The sequence below is a fragment of the Weissella sagaensis genome, from assembly GCF_005405285.1.
In the GTDB taxonomy this organism is placed as follows: Bacteria; Bacillota; Bacilli; order Lactobacillales; family Lactobacillaceae; genus Weissella; species Weissella sagaensis.
This window is the reverse complement of the sequence record NZ_BJDT01000002.1, coordinates 44,293-63,382: the sequence shown is the minus strand read 5'-3', so window position 1 is coordinate 63,382 and position 19,090 is coordinate 44,293. Positions and strand designations below refer to the sequence as shown.

The following is a 19,090-nucleotide window of genomic DNA, read 5'->3' as shown; positions in this document are numbered from 1 at the left end:
TGTTTTTAAATAGTATTTGATTGGTTTTGCAGTTACACGATAGAAATATACAAATTAATTGGAGTTATTATTAGTAATAAATTGAGAGATTAAATGCGAAAATTTAGGAGAAATGAATGAACTTATATTCTGAAAGACATGGGAAAAGATTGCCCAAAATTAGTACTTATAGTATAATGAAGACGCGTATGCATTATTGCTTAATTTGTGTAGTAGGTATAGAAAAAATTTGACTTCAAAATTTCCTCAAGAAAATTATTATGGATTTACGGGGGAAAGATATATTGATTTTGATGAAAGTACTTATGATAAAGAGATTCATTTCAGAATTCCGAATCTTTTTCGAAATGAAGCGGGATTGATAGCATCTCCTAAAATAACGGATGATTATGATCAGTTTGCATTATTGGATTTAATTGAATTCTATGCACAAAATATTCGCGATATAGATGAAAATTGGAATAATGGAAAATATAAAAATTATAGATATATTATTACTTACAATACTGCTAGGGTGTTTAAGATATTTCAAAATGAAGTTAATGATTTCTTTACGGAAATAGGGTTGTTGTATACACTTACCGATAAGAAAATAATTGAACGAAAAATCAAGGATGGTGCCATTACTGATAGCCTCGATAAGGAAATAAGTATGATACCAGAAGATGGACTACGTAGTCTTTTAAGAGATGCTGTTGATTTATACAGAACGCCTAATAATTTAGCTCGTCAAGATTCAGTAGAGAAAATATGGGATGCTTTTGAAAGATTAAAAACTTATTATACAGCGTTAGATAAAAAAAGAAGTAGTCATAAAATTTTAGAGGCTATGTCTCATGGAAATACCAAATTTTATGAAATGTTTGATTCTGAGTTTAAAAATTTAACCAATATTGGTAATAATTTTGGAATTAGACACCATGAAACGAGTCAACAAGATATAACGGATCCCAATCATTATGATTATTTGTTTAGTAGGTGTTTGTCACTAGTGGTTTTGGCAATTAAGTACCTTGAGGATGATGTTCAAAAGAATAGGTAAACGATTAGACATTGAGAATGTGATTTTGGAGGTACTTAGTATCTTTGAGACTTGTAACGACTGTCAAAAAAATTATCATATTTTCGATGGTAGAACTTTCTATGAATAAAAATTTGAAACGGTAAAAAATGTACTAACATAGAGGGAAATAGGGTTGTTTGAAAAATATCTTGCGTTAGTTCCAACTTTTATTGGAGTAGTTGATTATAATATGTGTAGGAGACTGCTCAAAATTGACTTAAAAAAAACACTAAATGGCACTTGAAATAGGCTACTTGTTGCTCGTATTCCTCTTGCTATCAACGTTTTCATTGAATTAATAAGCACCGATAAAGAATTCGAGAAGAATACAAAGAAATCATAGCTAAGTCATTAGCTAATAAAATGGCCTTACTAATTTGGTAGTAGGGTCATTTTTTGTTGCTATGCTAGAGTTTATGGATATTGATGTGTGATATTGACATTGAGTAGTGAAGATTGCTGATAAGGTGGATTGGGTTAAAACTGATTATAATTGACTCCAAAAAGTATTATAAATTGTCAATTACTTATTATTGCTTTTGTTCAAAATAAGTAAGATTGTGAATAAAGATATTCTCTTGGTTAACACCTCCTCGAAAAAAGCATTCCAAATATGAGTAAAGGGGGATTAAATAGTGTGTACAATGTAAGTAAGGAGACACGGCAATTTTGTCATTGAGCCAATTTATGAGATATAAGGGGTACGATTTATGGAAAAATAATGTACGAACTAGAAGATGTTGCACAAATATTTTTAATATTTGGCTATTTTTCTTTAGCAATAGGTGATTAGGAATTTGTCTCTCACTTGGTGACGTTATATTTATCATTTTCGAAAATAAAAGATACCACTGCCTGTATCGCTTTTGGGTATTTATTTGTGATGTTTGTTAACAAAATAGTGGAATATAATTCTATTCCGCTATACGTTGGTAGCATTGTTGAAAACAATACGGCAGATGATATATCTGAAGATACAGCAGCCTATATTGCTAATGAATTAATTTCTGAAGAGTCAAGAAATAGAAATTCACAAGATGATCTAAGTTAGATATGATAAAAAATTATATTAATTTGTAAGCTATGTTTCCTCAATAGAACGCCGCTTCCCATTTAAAAAGCTCCCCAAATTAGAGAAATTTGAATGTCATAAATATAGAAATTGAATTATGGTAAAATGATTAAAGTGATTGCGTATAAAAAAAGATTATTAGAGGGATAATCAAGAATGGCAGGAGATAAGTTTGAACAAGCCGTAATTCAAAAATTAGGAAATAAAGGCTGGGAGTATTTAAGCAATTATTCAGGATTGAAAGTCGATAGATTACATAATCATTGGCGTGATATTCTTAATCAAAATAAGACACTCTATGATGTATAACTGCTGCTGGCAGGTGGGACGCTACCTTTGAATAGTTACAAAAATATGATAGTGATGGGATGTATACGGGATTCTTTTTTTTACAGGTGCAGTTTATTCTATCCCAGCACTCAGCGCACTATCTCGTGCGTCCCAAAAATGAACGATCATATAATCATGACTTTGTTTTTGGTTGGCGAGATGAAAATGGAAAAGATGTTACTGACATGATGGCATTTATTTACGAAGTAATGGGCATTCCAGCACTACACCGCCTTGTTACCGTCAACATGATTTCAAATGCAGCCAATGACAATTTGATGGTCATGCGGTCATATCAAATTCAAGCAACTCGAAAAATTTTAGATTGTATGTGTGAAATAAACAATAATGATTTTATTGAGAGAGAAGGCGGTTACGTTTGACATACAATCGTTTCAGGTAAAACAGTAACGTCATTTAAAGTAGCACGGTTATTAGCATCAATGCCACGTGTCCAAGATGTATTGTTGATTGTGTGAAGCTAGTCAATTAAACTTTTGGAAATTTTAAATCAATTGCTTATAAAAGCTTTGAAAACAGAATCAAAATTGTTAATGGTCATGAACTAAACCGGAAAATAAAGACACAAATGACTTTCGCAAAGAAAGTTTCCAGATGAACAATTAAAATCAATGCAAAAAACTATTGGATCAATCACAATAAGTACAATTAATTGTTGAAAGGAAAATTGAAAAATTTACAGCTATTAATTCTAAACAAAATAAGCACGACAAACCAACTTTGAACAACGCTAATAATTTAAAAAAATGCCACCAGGCATTTTTGGGTAAGAATAAAATTTAACCATGTTAGGATGTGAAAATAATGGATACTTATTTATTTGAACAAAGTTCTGATCCATATACTCTATTGAATGGTATGTTTTCTACGCAATTACCTCCATTGCTTAATAATTTGATCACTGAATATTCTTCTAATGAATTAATTAAAGAATTGCGGAATAATCCCCAAAAAACACTTTTTACTATAGAGTCATCAACCAAATTAATTAAAAGACTTAATAATGGAATTAAACCTCCAGAATATATTTATGGAAATAACTGGGCTGCTGAATCAATTAAGTTTTTTACGATAAAAATGAATGATTCTTGGAGACCAATGGCGATACCAAATATAAAGCATTCATTAATGTTTACATATAACACCCTCATTATTGCAAATTCAGTGCTTAGTAAATTGTACTCTACTGAAGAACGTTTAAATGGCAAAACAAGTCATTCTGAATCCCCCATAATTGGTCGAGACGGACTTTTTTCATCTATGTTATATGACGAAGATACAGTTGAAGACGATATACCTGTTGGTTTTATAGGATACGATGGAACAAACAGATTTTTTAAAGAAAGCAAACTACAGCGTTTTAATATAGAGTCAACATACCCATATGTTTTGCAAATGGATTTAAGTAAATTTTTCGAAAACATATATTCACATTTATTGTCTAAAATTAGGATTACTGATTCTGAAACGTTTAAACATTATCTACTTTGGTTGGATGAGTACAATCAAAAAATAAATGATGCACATACAAAAGGGATAATACAGGGGCCAATCTCCTCTAAAATATCCGCAGAATTGTTTCAATTATCATTGGATAAAAAATATTCAAGTTAATCAACAAATTAAAATTAGATATTAACTTTACTCGCTATGTTGATGATTATCGTTTTTTTTTCAAAAGAAATTCTGATTTGGAATTAATAAAGCACCATTTAATAAAACTATTCAGGCAATATGAATTATCTTTTAATGACAGCAAATTTCAAATCTATAAAGGTTTTGAAATACAAAAACAAGCGCATTTAGAACGTTATCCTATAATAAAAACTCTTACAAACGGACATATAGAACAGTTTTTGTTTGAAGATTACAATACCCTAAGAGAAACTATTATTAATCTACTTGCAGAAAGCGATATACCTACTGCAAAAGCTATCTTATCAATAATTGAAAAACAATTAAAAAACAAAAACATAAAATTTAAGAACAATAAAGTTGTGATATCTTTGATGCTTTTTTTAATAAAAGTAACATATGTCAAACCTGTACTAGCCATGCATATTTACAAGGTTATTTCTGCAGCTATTTCTACTGCAATACCAATTATTAGACACAAAATTTGGAATACTCTTTTTGCAGAATTAGATTATATTGAAGAGAGCTTTTCTGATACAGATTTAGAAGTATGGTACTTCTATGCCTTGGGTAAAGCAGGTACGTCTAAAGAAACATCTAAAGCATTTTCTGCGTACAAAAAAAAGAAAAACCAAACAGACCTTAATGTATTGGTTTTAACAGTTCTGCTGAAGCAAAACAGCAAACAAACCAATCAACGCATTGAATCAGAAATTGTTAATATAGCAAATAGTAGTTTGTCCCCTGATGGATACTGGGCAACAATTTCTCAATCCAAATGGTGGCTCCCTATCTCAAAACTTTGGATAGTAACTGAAAGAAAGGTTTGTCCTGATATTAAAAAATTGTTTATCTCAAATAATGGTAACAAAATTCAGTGGGATAAACTTGGTATAATAGAGTTTCTACTAAAAAACAATAATTAGCTAAATACTATGTAACCTTTTGAAGGCCTATCCGTATAAATTAAGCCACAAAACCATAGATAGGTTATGTTAGGAGCAAGTGTTAAGACCGATATATTACTGAATGTTAGTTATTTCAATTCAAATATAAAATCAACACTTGAAAAAATCAATGAATTATACGAATTTGAAGAATAATTATAAGAGGCCGTTATTATATAAATTGCCCCTATAAAACCCTATTAAAACGGATTCATTATCTAGCGATTAGATAACGGAGCTGTTTTTTTGATAAATGATACACTAGGCGCTATATTAGCGTAAATAAATTGGGGGAATTCAATGTATGAAAACATCAAAGCAATTATAAGCGGAGTAGGTACCTTTTTAATTTCTCAATGACTATAACATGCACTATCACAAAATCCGAATATCAATATTGGGTTGCTAGACTTTTGTCTATCACTATCATTTTTATTCTATTCATTTTCGAATGAATAAAAATTTTGCCCTCTTTTTTCTAAATAAAACGTTTTTGGCTCCAAAGTTCAAAAAAGAAGTAAATGTTTGTAATGCTGAGTCGACTATTTTAGCAAACTTTGGCATTCCAGACATAAAGAAATATGAGATTAGTGTGTCATCTATAGAAGAGCAAGAGAAAATCGGAAAGCTACTTGACAATGTAAATAACCTAATAACTTTTAACCAGTGGATTGTTGGTTTATTCAATTTTCAGGAAATTTTACATTAACGCTTTATTTTAACCCGACTTAGGAAATAGATTCAAAAAAATCATGTTTTTTTGAAAATCCATGATCTTAAATAATACTATTTGTAATAGTTTATTGATTTCACATTAGCGTTTTTAAGTAACGCATAATTTTATCAGTATTGGCATTTTCTAATGCTTGTGTATCATGTAAATAAGTTCTTTGTGTTGTATTCATGTTTGAATGACCGAGTCGTTGAGTAACTGAGGCGATTGAAACTTTTGTTGATTTATAGTCCCGTGTTTTATTTACAGAAAGGGTTAATCGTGATAAATCAAAGACATCAGATGTAATTCCTAAGTCCTCGTTAAAACGAAGATCAGTCTTTGCAACTAATAGGAAAAAATAATCAATTGAAAGTTCTTTACCTAAGTTAAGCTGATTCAGAAGTTTTGTTAGCTGTTGTTGATTGAAATACTTAATTTTATGATGTCGCGTTACAGTTTCTTCGATAGCAACTTTTCCTGTTGCATCTATGGTTAAAAGACATTCTTCAAGAGCATCTAATACCGTTTGTTTTTCATGGGTCTCAGCATAAGTATTTAACAAGTCCTGATAAACTTGCTGATTTAAATCGCTTAATCATAAATTTGGTACTAACTTTTTTAATTGTTTGTAAGTTTGTTGATATTTAGCATAGGTTATTTTAAGAACAGTTCCCTCTTTATAAATTTTCATCCATTGGTGATAGTATTCATGAAAAAGTAATGCATTTTTTGTGACATAATAGTCACCTCCTGAAAGTATTACTTAACTAATTTTAGTAAGGTAATTTAATCATCAAGAGTAGCCTTACATAAAGCAACAGAATAGTTTTCAAATATTTGTATGAATTGAAATATCAAGTATATATTTTAAGTGTGACAGGATAAAGCTGTTGAGAAATATTTGGTATTAGAAAAAAATAATGAATATACAGCAGTATACGATATGATTTACCAGTATGTTGTTCCAACGATTACAGAATGGTTAGGTAGCAAAATAAAGATGAAATATACCAGATTTTTGGGAAAATAATTGATATTATCATATTGTGCACGGATGGTGCTTTAGAAATCGGAAGAGCAAGTGCCTATCGTATTCAAATTGTTTATGAATGTTTTGAAATCGCTATGTTACTGGAAGTGGGAACGGGTATAGTTATGTTGAGGTGTAGGATGAAACAATTTGGTCATATAGTTAGATTAACGGCTGAACAAGTATAAAATAATCTGGCAGTAGAGAAGTAGTAGGTGGATCATCCTGAATAAAGATGCAAGGTTGTTAAAGAAGGGGATAAATGCTTATGTATCAAGAACATGTTGTGTTAAATGGTCAGCATTGGATTGATGTGACTGATCCGACAGATGAAGATATGCAGCAATTAAAAACAAAATTTCATTTAACAAGTAAGTTTGAATCTTATGTGCGTGATTCTAGAGAACGTTCACGATTTGAATATAATGATCAAACGAAAATGGCGATGTTGATATGGCAAGTTATCGTGAAGGATGATCAACTTAATGAATATCAAGTTGTACCAGTTAGTTTTATTTTGACAGAAGAAACGTTAATTTCGGTAGTCCCAGAGAATACCAATATTGTTAATCAGACATTACATGAATTGTTTGCCCAGATGGGGACAAAGCCATTGAGCATTTTAACTGTGTTATTACAATTATTGTGGCAATTAAATGATCAATATATGGATCAAATTGATGAGATTAATACACTCCGTGAAGCGTTGACAAAATTCCATAATAATCCAAGTAACCGTCAGATTAAGGGGCTATCTTCATTGAGTAATCAGCTCGTGCACCTAACGACCGCAATCGATAATAATGCAATGGCGATTCAACAGATAAAAATAAATGCAAATGATGCTACGGATGAGTTAGTTTTAACTGATAAGGAACGAAATCTGATTGCAGATGTTGAGATTGAGACAAAGCAAAGCCAGCAAATGACGCAAGATACAGCTGACTTGGTGGACCGTTTATCGAATACGTATAATAATTTATTGAATAATACTTTAAATGATACAATGCGCTTTTTAACAATTTGGTCATTAATTCTGGCAGTACCACCAATTATTTCGGGCTTCTACGGGATGAATATGCATCTGCCTTTGGCAAAAGGCAATCTTGCTTGGTTTGGGACGATAATAATGACGGCTATTTTAATTATTATTATTGTGTATCTAGTTAAGAAGCGAAAATGAATTTTATTTGAGAGTAAATATGGAAATGTAAATTTTCTGTATTTACTCTTTTTATTTTTATGCAAGACATACCGTTTACAACATAAAAATTAAATGATAGAATTTTAGACAAATAAGTAAGTGAGTGATTACTTACTTTGTGAAAACGTAATAATTTGAGGAGATATTTTGCATGGGGAAGACAATTATTAGTTTAAACAATGTACAAAAGAATTTCGGTAACCAGCCAGTTTTAAAAGAAGCCAATTTCAATGTTCAGCAGGGGGAAATAGTCGGATTGATTGGACCTTCTGGAGCAGGTAAATCAACCATTATCAAAATTGTTTTAGGCATGGAAAAAGCAAATGAGGGTCAAGCACTCGTATTTAATACGCAAATGCCAAACCGTGAGTTACTAAATAATATTGGTTATATGGCACAAGCTGATGCATTGTATGACGTGTTAACTGGTTATGAAAACTTATACTTTTTTGCACAAATGAACGGTATAAAAAAAGCGGTCATTAAAAATGAAATTCAACATGTATCACAAGTTGTTGAATTAACTGAGCATCTTGCTAAAAAAGTTAGTGGATATTCTGGAGGCATGAAACGACGGTTGTCATTAGCGATTGCGTTATTGGGAGAACCGGATTTGCTTATTTTGGATGAACCAACGGTTGGTATTGACCCAGGCTTAAAGAGAAAAATTTGGCGAGAGTTATATCACATTAAAGAAGCAGGGCGCACTATTTTAGTAACCACTCATGCAATGGATGAAGCGGAGTTAACGGATCGGGTTGTTTTATTATTAGACGGTAAAATTATTGCTGATAAAAGTCCTAAAGAATTGGAAGATGCTTATCAAGTAGATTCAATCGAAGCTGTATTTTTGAAAGCGGAAGGTGAACAATAATGCGTATATTAGCGATATCTAAACGAGTCCTAAAAGAATTATTACGTGATAAAAGAACGCTAGCGTTAATTTTTATTGCACCATTAGTTGTATTAGCCTTGTTATCTTATGTGTTCAACGTAAATACAACGAACAATGCAACAGTTGGTACGGTTGGTGTGGAACGAGTCGTGCGAACAACGTTAGATGATAATAATCATGTAAGCGTTAAGACGTATAAGAATGATACAACTGCAAAAAAGGCATTAACAGATGAAAAAGTTGATGCAATTATTGAAAATAAAGCAGGTGACTTGTATGTTACTTATGCTAATACAGATGTTGGTAAAACAAATGTCACGAAAGCAGCATTACAAAGTGCTTTAACCAAAAATAAAATGACACAACTTGCTAAAGCTGTTAAAACAATGCAAGAAAAGTTGCCAGCTGGTAGACAAGTTATTCAGTCATCAATGTCATCACCCACGATACACAATAGTTATAATTATGGGGATGGGAATTCAACATTTTTTGATAAGATGATGCCTACTATGATTGGCTTCTTTATTTTCTTATTTGTCTTTTTGATTTCCGGCATGGCATTGTTGAAAGAACGTACTTTGGGAACATTAGATCGGTTACTAGCAACACCAGTAAAACGTTCAGATATTGTGTTTGCTTATTTGATTAGCTATGGAATTGTTGCAATTGTACAAACCTTGTTAATTGTTGGTTTCTCAGTAACTTTGTTACATGTTGAGGTTGCCGGATCAATTTGGTTAGTGATGTTGACGACGATTTTGATTGCGTTAGTGGCACTGTCATTTGGTATTTTTGTTTCAACATTTGCAAAATCGGAATTCCAGATGATGCAATTTATGCCAATTGTTGTTATTCCGCAATTATTCTTTTCAGGACTTATTTCATTAAGTGCAATGGGCACTTGGGCACAATGGTTAGCATCAATTTTGCCACTAAAGTATGGTGCTTCTGCATTAAATACGGTTATTTTAAAGGGTGGCGATTTTAATAATATTTTGGGTAACTTGGTGGCGTTAGTCGTATTTATTGTTATTTTGTCTGTTGGTAATATAATTGGATTGAAACGTTATCGAAAGGTGTAGTTATATGACTGATGTAGTAGGAAAGAATTTTGATGAATGGTTAGATCATGCCGATATGCCCAATGGTAAACGGGAAATTTTAAAAGCAACGATAAAATTACTTGCTGAGCAGGGCTATCAAGGGACTTCAACAGCTATGATTGCACGTGAAGCTGGTTTGAGTGAAGCAACAATCTTTAAACACTTTAAAACCAAAAAAATATTGTTAAATTCAATCTTGCAGCCATTGATGAAACAATTGTTGCCAAATTTTGGTGAACAATTCATTAATCATGTGCAAGAACATGCAACGACAATTGATGATTTGATTGCATATGTTGTACGTGATCGTTACTATTTTTTAATTGATAATTATCAAGTTAGTATTATCTTATTAAATCAGATATTAGTCGATGAAAAATTTGGTGATGATTTAAAACAGACGTTACTGCCTAAGCTGACACCCGGCTTCAAACGGATTCAGCACTTACTAGATGTAACGGATGATATTGATCCGCAAATTGTCCCTAGTGATATTGTTAAGTTAGTGCTTGGACAATTTATAACGCATTTCCTTGGACAGTATAAATTAAAATTGCCTCAGGAGGAACCGGAAATAGTTATCAAAAAAATAACGACGATTACGCAACGAGCCATTCGAAAAAATTAATTACAATAAAAACGGACATACTTTTTGATAAGTGTGTCCGTTTTTGGCAACATGGTATTATACTAATTTCTAAATTTCTACATCATCGATATTAACACCGATTGCCTCAGCAACACGCTTACCATAATCCATATCAGCACGGGCCGTTTGTTGGACCATTAATTGCTTATTTTCAAGACTATCAATGGTACCCAAATTGCTCTTAAATGTGTCTACTAAACGTTGCTTTTCGTCTTCAGACATTAAGTTATATAAACGGCCAGCAGCAGAATAATAATCCGTATCATATGGTTCATAGGCACCAGTCATGCCTTGGAACATGTCACCTGTAATTGATGCATGGGGATCTTCAGTTGGTCCACTTTGTGTATTTGGCTCGTAATTAACACTAGCATCCTGGCCTTGTGCCATAAATCCATCACGAGCATAGTTATGAACTTCGTTACGTGGACGGTTAGCCTTTAATTGTTCATAGTTAGCACCCAAACGATAACGTTGTGCGTCTTTGTATGAGAACAAACGACCTTGTAGTAACTTATCCATTGAAGCTTCGATACCGGGTACTAAATTAGCAGGTGAAAAAGCAATTTCTTCGACGTCTTCAAAATAGTTGTCAGGATTGGCAGTTAATGTCATGACACCAACTTCGTGAAGCGGATAATCCTTATGAGACACTGTCTTTGTCACATCAAAAATATCATATTTATAATCTAGACCTTCTTGATATGGGATGATTTGAACTGAAAGAGTCCATGAAGGGTAATCACCATCTTCAATGGCGTTGAACATTTCGTTTTGTAGGTAATCAGTGTCTTCGCTAGCTAATTTAGCAGCGAGTTCATTGGACATATTTGAGACACCTTGGTTGCTGATAAAGTGATACTTTACCCAGAATTGTTCACCATCAGCGTTTACCCACTTATAAGTGTGACTACCGTAACCATTCATCGTGCGCAAACTAGCTGGGTTACCACGATCACCCATTAGATAGGTAACTTGGTGAATTGATTCTGGGGAATGTGCCCAAAAATCAAATTGCATATTGACGTCACGTTTATGCGTTCGTGGGTCACGCTTTTGTGAGTGAATAAAGTCTGGAAACTTTAGTGGGTCATTAATAAAGAAGATAGGTGTATTGTTACCAACAATGTCGTAATTACCTTCTTCTGTATAAAATTTAATAGAAAAGCCGTGAACATCACGAATTGTGTCAGGATAACCAGATTCACCCGCAACTGAGGAGAAGCGAACAGCGAGAGGTGTTTCTTTGTTTTCCCCATTGAACAAATTTGCTTTGGTAAATTGACTCATATCATGGGTCAATTTAAAGACACCTTTGGCACCAGCCCCCTTAGCATGAACTACGCGTTCGGGTATACGTTCACGATCAAAATGTGCTAATTTTTCTAGCAATTGATAGTCTTGCATTAAGACAGGGCCACGTTGTCCAGCCGTTAAACTATGTTGATTATTGGCCCAAGGTTGTCCTGCTTGTGTTGATAACTTATCGTTCATTGTATTCCCCCATTTTTAATTTGTTGATTACACAGTATATAGATTTTGTTCATCTATATAAGTCATTATACTGTTAATTATGTATTATGCAAATTAGATAAATTTTATAATGCATATATTTTATATAAAAATACATGCTATAAGACTGTTTTAACTAATTGATTCGATTGCTTTTAATGGCTGAGGCTGATGGTGGTATCTAAAAGAATATATAAAAAGTAGCAAATCCACTTCATTGATTTGCTACTTTTATATTAGTCTATTGATATGGGTCTTATGATAGTTAGTAATAGATAAGTTAATGAGTGAAGTCAATTACCATGCGGCCAATAATTTGATTATTTTTCATTTCATCAATGATATCATTAATTTCAGATAATGATCGCGTTTTAACAATTGGCTTGACGTTATGTTCAGCACCAAATTGGAAAGCTTCGGCCAGGTCTTGGCGAGTTCCTACTAATGAGCCAGCGACTTTAATGCCATCAAGAACGGTTTTAGAGATGTTTAATCCCATGTCTCCTTTAGGTAAGGCGATAGCGACTAAGGTACCATCAGGACGTAAGGCATTAACGGCTGTCGTAAACGATTCAGAATTGACAGCAGTAATCAGTGCACTATGAACGCCACCAACTTTATCTTGGAGAATTTTTGAAGCATCTTCCTTTTTTGAATTAATGGTTAAATCGGCACCTAATATTTTGGTGGCAACTAATTTTTCGTCATCAATGTCAACAGCTGCAACGTGGGCACCAAAAACATGATGGGCATATTGAACGGCTAGATTACCTAGTCCACCAGCACCAACAATTTCTACCCATTGGCCAGGTTGTACATGACCAGTTTTTAGCCCTTTATAAACTGTAACACCAGCACAGGTGAGTGAGGTTGCTTCAATGGGATCAAGACCTGCGGGGACTTTAACGGCATAAGAAGCAGGAACAATGCATTCTTCAGCCATTGCACCATCAACAGTAAATCCTGAATTTTCAACATTACGACATAATGTTTCACGGCCTGTTGTACAATATTCGCAGTGACCACAACCACGATAAAACCAAGCAATGGAAACGCGATCACCAATGGCAAGATTATCGGCACCGTCAGCTAATTGAATGACTTTACCGACGCCTTCATGACCAATAATACGACCAGGTACTTTACCAAAATCACCTGCAGCGACATGTAAGTCTGTGTGACATAAGCCACAATATTCCATTTTAATGAGTGCTTCACCATATTTTAATTCTCGTAATGTGACTTCTTTAATGTCGACATATCCGTCACAATTATCTCTGACAACTGCTGCTTTCATAATGTTTATCCCCCTGAAAATGTACGTTATTAAAAACAACTAAAGTATAACAAAAACTTGTTTATAGATAAAGTGAAAAAGTTCACAATATTTAAAGAGATATGAAATAAGTATCTAATTACGTCAAAAATGGTAATATTATCTTAATTAATAAGGTAGTAGGGGATAAATATGGCAAGTATTCAAGATATTGCAACATTAGCTGGTGTTTCAAAAGCAACAGTTTCCAGAATATTAAATCAAGATCCGAGTTTTTCGGTATCAGACGGTACGCGTAATCGCGTTTGGCAAATCGCGAATCAATTACATTATAAATTAGCGAATGTTGCTAACCGCAATCATCAAGACAAATTACACTTAGCAATTGTGACAGCTTTAACAGCACAAGAAGAATTAGCAGACCCTTATTTTCAAGAAATATTAGCTGGTATCAATGAGCAAGCAACCCTGTGGGGCATGAAAATTGCAGATAGTATTAGACTTCCTGCAAATAATAATGTTGATTGGCAAAATTTGGCGGTTTATGGTGCAGTTATCGTTGTGGGCGTGCTAACCAATGATGTGTTGGCAAAAATTTATCAATATAATAAAAATGTTGTGATTATTGATGATAATCGTATTTTTGATAATTATGATGTTATTCAAAATGATTTTGGTCGCCAAACAAAACGATTATTAGATTTACTTTTTGCTAAAGGTCATCGGCAAATTACCTTTATTGGTGGTGAAAAAAAGCTAGTTGGAGAGCAACGAATTGAAAAAAGTGAATTATTGGATGTACGTCATCAAGCCTATTTAGATTGGATGACGTTACATCAATTAGAAGCATACAAAGATACCTATATTACCAATTGGACATCCGAAGACGCGATGCAGGTGACGAAAAAAATCTTGCAACAAGCAGAGCGCCCAACGGCAATTTTTGCAAGTAATGATTTACAAGCAATTGGTATTTATCGTGTCATTCAAGAAATGACTTATAAAATACCAGATGATATTGCAGTCGTAAGTTTTGACGGCATCGAAATGTCTGAATATTTGTATCCGTCATTAACAACAGTGCGACCAGCAACTAAAGAAATGGGGAAGGAAGCCATTAACTTAGCGCGTGAAAAATTAGTTGGTGATCGTGAATCTGCAATTCAATTAACTATTAATTCAAAATTAATAATACGAGAGAGTATGTAAATAAAAAAACATTTGTTTATCATTTTAAAAGCCTAAGATAGGATAATTCCTGTCTTAGGCTTTTTTTAAAATAAGTTGATTTTTAAAAAGAAAGCGGTTACAATCTAGGTATTGATTAGTAAACAAGTAAACAAAACTGAAATTACTTGTTTATGTGCACTGTTTTAATAAATCTTAGGGGAAGTATTATGGAAAAAGTTAACGATCTGGCTAAACAAAGTCCAATGCAAAAAGCAATTTCACGAATTTCTTATGCATTCGGTGCATTCGGTAATGATGTTTTTTATGGGGCATTATCAACATACTTCATCATGTTTGTGACAACTCACTTGTTTAATACAGGGGATAAGGCACAAAATGATCGCATGATTATGTATATCACGGCGATTATTACGATTTTACGTGTTGTGGAGTTAATTATTGATCCATTTATTGGTAATTGGATTGATCGTACCAAAACACGTTTTGGACAATTTAAACCATGGGTTGTAATCGGTGGAACTATTACATCCATTATGTTGCTCTTGTTATTTACTGATTTAGGTGGTTTGAACCAAAGTCATCCTTATTTATATTTAATTGTCTTTGCAATTTTATACATCACAATGGATATTTTTTATGCCTTTAAAGATGTTGCATTTTGGTCAATGATTCCAGCATTATCGTTCAATTCAAAAGAACGTGAACGAACATCGTCATTTGCGCGTATCGGATCAACACTAGGTGGTGGCCTTGTTGGTGTTGTCGTAATGCCATTAGTGTTGTTCTTTTCAGTTAACCAAGTCAACGGTACGGGTGATTCACGTGGTTGGTTTGCCTTTGGGTTAATTGTTGCTTTAGTTGGTATTGCAACGTCATGGGTTGTTGGTTTGGGAACCAAGGAAGTGCAGTCTGACTTACGTAAAAATGTTAAAGATACTGTTGGTTTCAAACAAATTTTTTCAACATTGGCAAAAAATGACCAATTGATGTGGATTGCTTTAACGTATGGTATCTATGCAATTGGTATCAACATTGAAAATTCGTTGGTTTTGTACTACTTTACATTTATTATGGGTAAATCAACCCTATTTTCAATTTTCCAAGGTGTTAATATCGTCATTAGTTTAATTTCTGTTTCAATTTTCCCAAAGTTAGTGGATCGGTTTAATCGACGCCGAGTATTTGCGACATGTATTGGGATTATGTTGGCAGGACTATTGTTATTCTCATTAGCTGGTAAGTCATTTGCAATGGTCATTGTTGCAGCTGAAATGTTCCAAGTACCACAAGCAGTTATCTTCTTGGTTGTATTGATGATTATTTCAGATTCAGTTGAATATGGTCAGCTAAAATTAGGCCATCGTGATGAGTCATTAACATTGTCAATTCGTCCATTATTGGACAAATTAGGTGGTGCACTTTCAAATGGTGTTGTTGGACAAGTAGCTGTTATTGCAGGAATGACAACTGGTGCAACAGCAGCATCAATTACAGCTAGCGGTGCCTTCAAATTTAAATTTATGATGTTTGGTGTGCCAGCTGTATTGTTAATTATTGCTTTCATTATCTTTTGGCGTAAGTCAACGTTAACTGAAAAAAGACACGCAGAAATCGTTGATGAATTGGCTAAGACATGGGGAAAGAATATTGCGGTTGAACAAGAAGAGACACGCAATGTACAAAATATTGTTTTAACAGCACCTGTTGATGGTCAAATTAAGCCATTAACTTCAGTGTCAGATCAGACATTTGCGAGTGGCCAAGTTGGTCGAGGATTTGCTGTTGAACCGACTGATGGTAAAGTGTATGCACCATTTGATGCAACAATTAAGCAGGTTTTCCCAACGCGTCATGCAGTTGGATTGGTTTCAGAAGATGGCGTTGCACTATTAATTCATATTGGATTTGGTACAGTGCACATGAATGGTACTGGCTTTGTTAGTCTGGTGACAGAAGGTCAAACTGTTAAAAAAGGTGACCAATTAATTGAATTCTGGGATCCAGCTATTCAAAAAGCAGGGTATGACGACACAGTAACTGTTGTGGTAACGAATTGGCAAAACTTTACAGATTTTAACGTCGTAACGCCGGTAGATAAGCAAGTGACAGCAGTGAGTGAAGCGGTGTTTACTTTAAAGCAAGCGACCAACGATAATAAAGGAGTAAGCAAATAATGACACAAAGTAATTTAATTGATTTTGATACAAAAACGCAATCTTTTCACTTGCATAACGACGATATATCATATGTACTCGGTATTGAGGCAGGCGGGGTTTTAGCGCACTTGTATTATGGCCAACGAATCAAACAGTATCATGGCCATCTTAAGAGCCCTAGACTTGATCGTGGCTTTTCGGGTAATTTACCCAAATCATCAGATCGTACCTATTCATTAGATGCAATTTTGCGTGAATATAGTTATGAGGGAGATGGTGATTTTAGAACGCCAGCGCTTGTAGTTCGGCAAGCAGATGGTAGCCGGTCAGCATTTTTTAAATATCAAGACTATACAATTTCAGATGGTAAGCCCACGTTAGCTGGATTACCAGCAACATATGTGGTAGATGAGCATGAAGCGCAAACATTAACGGTTAACTTAGTAGATGAGGTCAGTCAGCTAACCTTGGCAATGCGCTATACGATTTATCGACAACGACCAGTTATCACACGGTCTGTTCAAATCATTAATAATGGTGAGCAGGCGGTTCATCTAGAAAAAATTGCATCAATGATGATTGATTTACCTGTTGGTGAAAAAGATGTTATTTCCTTACCTGGGGGCCATGCCAATGAACGGAATATCAATCGTGAGCCAATCACATTTGGTACAAAAACATTCCAAAGTCGACGTGGCACAACAAGTCATCATATGAATAATTTTATTGCCATTGCAGATACACAGACTAATGAATTTAAAGGTGAAGTTGTTGGCTTAAGCTTTGTATATTCTGGAAATCATAAAGAAGAGGTCAGCAAGGATCCGTATGGTACTTATCGGATTGCTGTCGGGATTAATGATGATCAATTTGATTGGGAAGTGGCTGCTAAAGATAGTTTCCAAGCACCTGAAGTAATTATGACCTACTCAAATACTGGTTTGAATGGTATGAGTCAAGCATTGCATAATTTATTACAGCAACGAATGGTTCGTAGTAAATACAAAAATTCAGTACGACCAATTGTTGTTAATAATTGGGAAGCAACTTTCATGGATTTTGATGAAGCAAGACTACAACCAATTGTTGATGAAGCAAAGGATATGGGAATTGAGATGTTTGTGCTTGATGACGGTTGGTTTGGCCACCGTGATGATGACAATACCTCATTAGGAGATTGGCAGGTGCTTGCCAAAAAATTCCCACAAGGACTGCAACATTTCGCAAATTATATTCATGAACGTGATTTACAATTTGGTATTTGGTTTGAACCAGAAATGATTTCAATTGATTCCGATTTGTATAAAAATCATCCAGAATATATGCTTAAAGTGCCAAATCGCACACCGAGCCCATCTCGTAATCAATTTGTATTAGATATTGGACGACCAGAAGTTCGTGAAAATATTCATAGTCAAATGAAAGCAATCTTTGATAATACAGATATTGATTACGTAAAGTGGGACATGAACCGTAATTTAACGGATATTTATGCAACTGATTTGCCAGCTAGTCGCCAGGGAGAAGTCATGCATCGCTATGTATTGGGATTGTACCAATTATTAGAAGAATTAACGACTGAATATCCTGATATTTTATGGGAAGGTTGTTCAGGCGGCGGTGGTCGTATTGATGCTGGGTTCATGTACTACATGCCGCAATCTTGGACAAGTGATAATACAGATGCGGTTGCACGTATGAAAATCCAATATGGTACATCACTAGCCTATCCAATTTCATCCTTTACGTCACATGTTTCAGAGGCACCAAATCAGCAAACTGGTCGCTATACTTCTTTGCAAACTCGAGGTGCTGTTGCGATGAGTAGTGTCTTTGGTTACGAATTGGATCTAACCCAGATGACAGACGATGAAAAACAAGCTGTTAAAGAACAAGTTGCACAGTATAAGCAAATGCGTCAACTAGTGCAATATGGGCAATATAGTCGCTTGATCGATCCGAATGAGGGTAATCGTTGTGCTTGGATGTTTGTTAGTGATGATAAAAATGAAGCTTTAGTATTCTCATTTAATATTTTGTCACAAGCTCAACCAGAAAATAAGATGTTGAAGTTAGTGGATTTGGATGCTGACAAAGTGTATGAAGATGTTGCTACGGGTGATGAATTCGGTGGGGATGAATTAATGCATGCTGGCATTTATGAACCAGCAGTATTTTCAGACTTTAATGCGATGATTTATCATTATAAAGCGAAGTAAGCTTAAGCAGGGTTCATTAATTTTTAGGAGGCTATCATTAATTTGATGATAGCCTCATTTTTATTTAGTGAA

General features: G+C 34.0%; 13 protein-coding genes and 3 pseudogenes. 13 read left to right on the top strand and 3 right to left on the bottom strand.

The genetic code is table 11. The features are described from left to right. Positions 1-229 precede the first annotated feature (229 nt). The 6 genes and pseudogenes from FFM55_RS02950 to FFM55_RS10135 all read left to right on the top strand — a co-directional run. Entirely contained in the window at positions 230-1,042 is an 813-nt protein-coding gene (locus FFM55_RS02950) for a hypothetical protein (RefSeq protein WP_240006004.1), read from the top strand. Positions 1,043-1,943: 901 nt separating this feature from the next. Further along, positions 1,944-2,114, top strand: coding sequence for a hypothetical protein (locus FFM55_RS09780; RefSeq protein ID WP_155982506.1), 171 nt, complete (start codon positions 1,944-1,946; stop codon positions 2,112-2,114). 177 nt (positions 2,115-2,291) lie between these two features. Further along, positions 2,292-3,048 (top strand): annotated as a pseudogene (locus tag FFM55_RS09910) (DEAD/DEAH box helicase family protein); the annotation flags it as partial. Positions 3,049-3,290: 242 nt separating this feature from the next. Then, positions 3,291-4,100, top strand: coding sequence for an RNA-dependent RNA polymerase family protein (locus FFM55_RS02935; protein ID WP_137600469.1), 810 nt, complete (start codon positions 3,291-3,293; stop codon positions 4,098-4,100). Between the two features lie 77 nt (positions 4,101-4,177). Continuing rightward, positions 4,178-5,047: a hypothetical protein gene (locus tag FFM55_RS02930; RefSeq protein ID WP_042492932.1), complete on the top strand. Its 870-nt coding sequence runs from the start codon at positions 4,178-4,180 to the stop codon at positions 5,045-5,047. 448 nt (positions 5,048-5,495) lie between these two features. Beyond that, positions 5,496-5,777: pseudogene (locus FFM55_RS10135) on the top strand (restriction endonuclease subunit S); the annotation flags it as partial. Positions 5,778-5,877: 100 nt separating this feature from the next. On the opposite strand, the pseudogene FFM55_RS02920 reads toward FFM55_RS10135, so the two are convergent. After that, a pseudogene (locus FFM55_RS02920) lies at positions 5,878-6,474 on the bottom strand (site-specific integrase). A 607-nt stretch (positions 6,475-7,081) separates the two neighbouring features. On the opposite strand from FFM55_RS02920, the gene FFM55_RS02915 reads away from it, so the two are divergent. The 4 genes from FFM55_RS02915 to FFM55_RS02900 all read left to right on the top strand — a co-directional run bounded on the left by FFM55_RS02915 (position 7,082) and on the right by FFM55_RS02900 (position 10,643). Then, positions 7,082-7,996 carry a magnesium transporter CorA family protein gene (locus FFM55_RS02915; protein ID WP_042492929.1) on the top strand — a complete coding sequence of 305 codons (915 nt, stop codon included), beginning with the start codon at positions 7,082-7,084 and terminating at the stop codon, positions 7,994-7,996. A gap of 172 nt (positions 7,997-8,168) precedes the next feature. Further along, positions 8,169-8,891 (top strand): ABC transporter ATP-binding protein, encoded by a 723-nt coding sequence (locus tag FFM55_RS02910; RefSeq protein WP_042492928.1) that lies wholly within the window; start codon positions 8,169-8,171, stop codon positions 8,889-8,891. Then, a complete protein-coding gene (locus tag FFM55_RS02905; RefSeq protein ID WP_137600468.1) occupies positions 8,891-9,994 on the top strand; it encodes an ABC transporter permease in 1,104 nt (367 codons plus the stop codon). Before FFM55_RS02910 ends, FFM55_RS02905 begins: the two co-directional genes overlap by 1 nt. Before the next feature lie 4 nt (positions 9,995-9,998). Continuing rightward, complete coding sequence (locus FFM55_RS02900) at positions 9,999-10,643, top strand: TetR/AcrR family transcriptional regulator (RefSeq protein WP_042492926.1); 645 nt, start codon at positions 9,999-10,001, stop codon at positions 10,641-10,643. 69 nt (positions 10,644-10,712) lie between these two features. Here the strand turns inward: FFM55_RS02900 and FFM55_RS02895 are convergent, their stop codons facing one another. Both FFM55_RS02895 and adhP read right to left on the bottom strand, forming a co-directional pair. Next, positions 10,713-12,158: a catalase gene (locus FFM55_RS02895; RefSeq protein ID WP_137600467.1), complete on the bottom strand. Its 1,446-nt coding sequence runs from the start codon at positions 12,156-12,158 to the stop codon at positions 10,713-10,715. Positions 12,159-12,456: 298 nt separating this feature from the next. Beyond that, positions 12,457-13,473, bottom strand: a complete 1,017-nt coding sequence (gene adhP, locus FFM55_RS02890; RefSeq protein WP_042492923.1) for an alcohol dehydrogenase AdhP — start codon at positions 13,471-13,473, stop codon at positions 12,457-12,459. A 171-nt stretch (positions 13,474-13,644) separates the two neighbouring features. On the opposite strand from adhP, the gene FFM55_RS02885 reads away from it, so the two are divergent. The 3 genes from FFM55_RS02885 to FFM55_RS02875 all read left to right on the top strand — a co-directional run bounded on the left by FFM55_RS02885 (position 13,645) and on the right by FFM55_RS02875 (position 19,018). Then, entirely contained in the window at positions 13,645-14,661 is a 1,017-nt protein-coding gene (locus FFM55_RS02885; protein ID WP_042492922.1) for a LacI family DNA-binding transcriptional regulator, read from the top strand. A gap of 188 nt (positions 14,662-14,849) precedes the next feature. Continuing rightward, positions 14,850-16,817, top strand: coding sequence for a sugar MFS transporter (locus tag FFM55_RS02880; protein WP_042492920.1), 1,968 nt, complete (start codon positions 14,850-14,852; stop codon positions 16,815-16,817). After that, positions 16,817-19,018: an alpha-galactosidase gene (locus FFM55_RS02875; protein ID WP_137600466.1), complete on the top strand. Its 2,202-nt coding sequence runs from the start codon at positions 16,817-16,819 to the stop codon at positions 19,016-19,018. Before FFM55_RS02880 ends, FFM55_RS02875 begins: the two co-directional genes overlap by 1 nt. The last annotated feature ends 72 nt before the right edge of the window (positions 19,019-19,090 follow it).

Excerpts from the sequence above, each read along its gene's own strand:
- FFM55_RS02935 (WP_137600469.1), top strand. The coding sequence starts at position 3,291 with ATGGATACTTATTTATTTGAACAAAGTTCTGATCCATATACTCTATTG.
- FFM55_RS02900 (WP_042492926.1), top strand. The coding sequence starts at position 9,999 with ATGACTGATGTAGTAGGAAAGAATTTTGATGAATGGTTAGATCATGCC.
- FFM55_RS02905 (WP_137600468.1), top strand. The coding sequence starts at position 8,891 with ATGCGTATATTAGCGATATCTAAACGAGTCCTAAAAGAATTATTACGT.
- FFM55_RS02875 (WP_137600466.1), top strand. The coding sequence starts at position 16,817 with ATGACACAAAGTAATTTAATTGATTTTGATACAAAAACGCAATCTTTT.
- FFM55_RS02885 (WP_042492922.1), top strand. The coding sequence starts at position 13,645 with ATGGCAAGTATTCAAGATATTGCAACATTAGCTGGTGTTTCAAAAGCA.
- FFM55_RS02895 (WP_137600467.1), bottom strand. The coding sequence starts at position 12,158 with ATGAACGATAAGTTATCAACACAAGCAGGACAACCTTGGGCCAATAAT.
- adhP (WP_042492923.1), bottom strand. The coding sequence starts at position 13,473 with ATGAAAGCAGCAGTTGTCAGAGATAATTGTGACGGATATGTCGACATT.
- FFM55_RS02910 (WP_042492928.1), top strand. The coding sequence starts at position 8,169 with ATGGGGAAGACAATTATTAGTTTAAACAATGTACAAAAGAATTTCGGT.
- FFM55_RS02915 (WP_042492929.1), top strand. The coding sequence starts at position 7,082 with ATGTATCAAGAACATGTTGTGTTAAATGGTCAGCATTGGATTGATGTG.
- FFM55_RS02880 (WP_042492920.1), top strand. The coding sequence starts at position 14,850 with ATGGAAAAAGTTAACGATCTGGCTAAACAAAGTCCAATGCAAAAAGCA.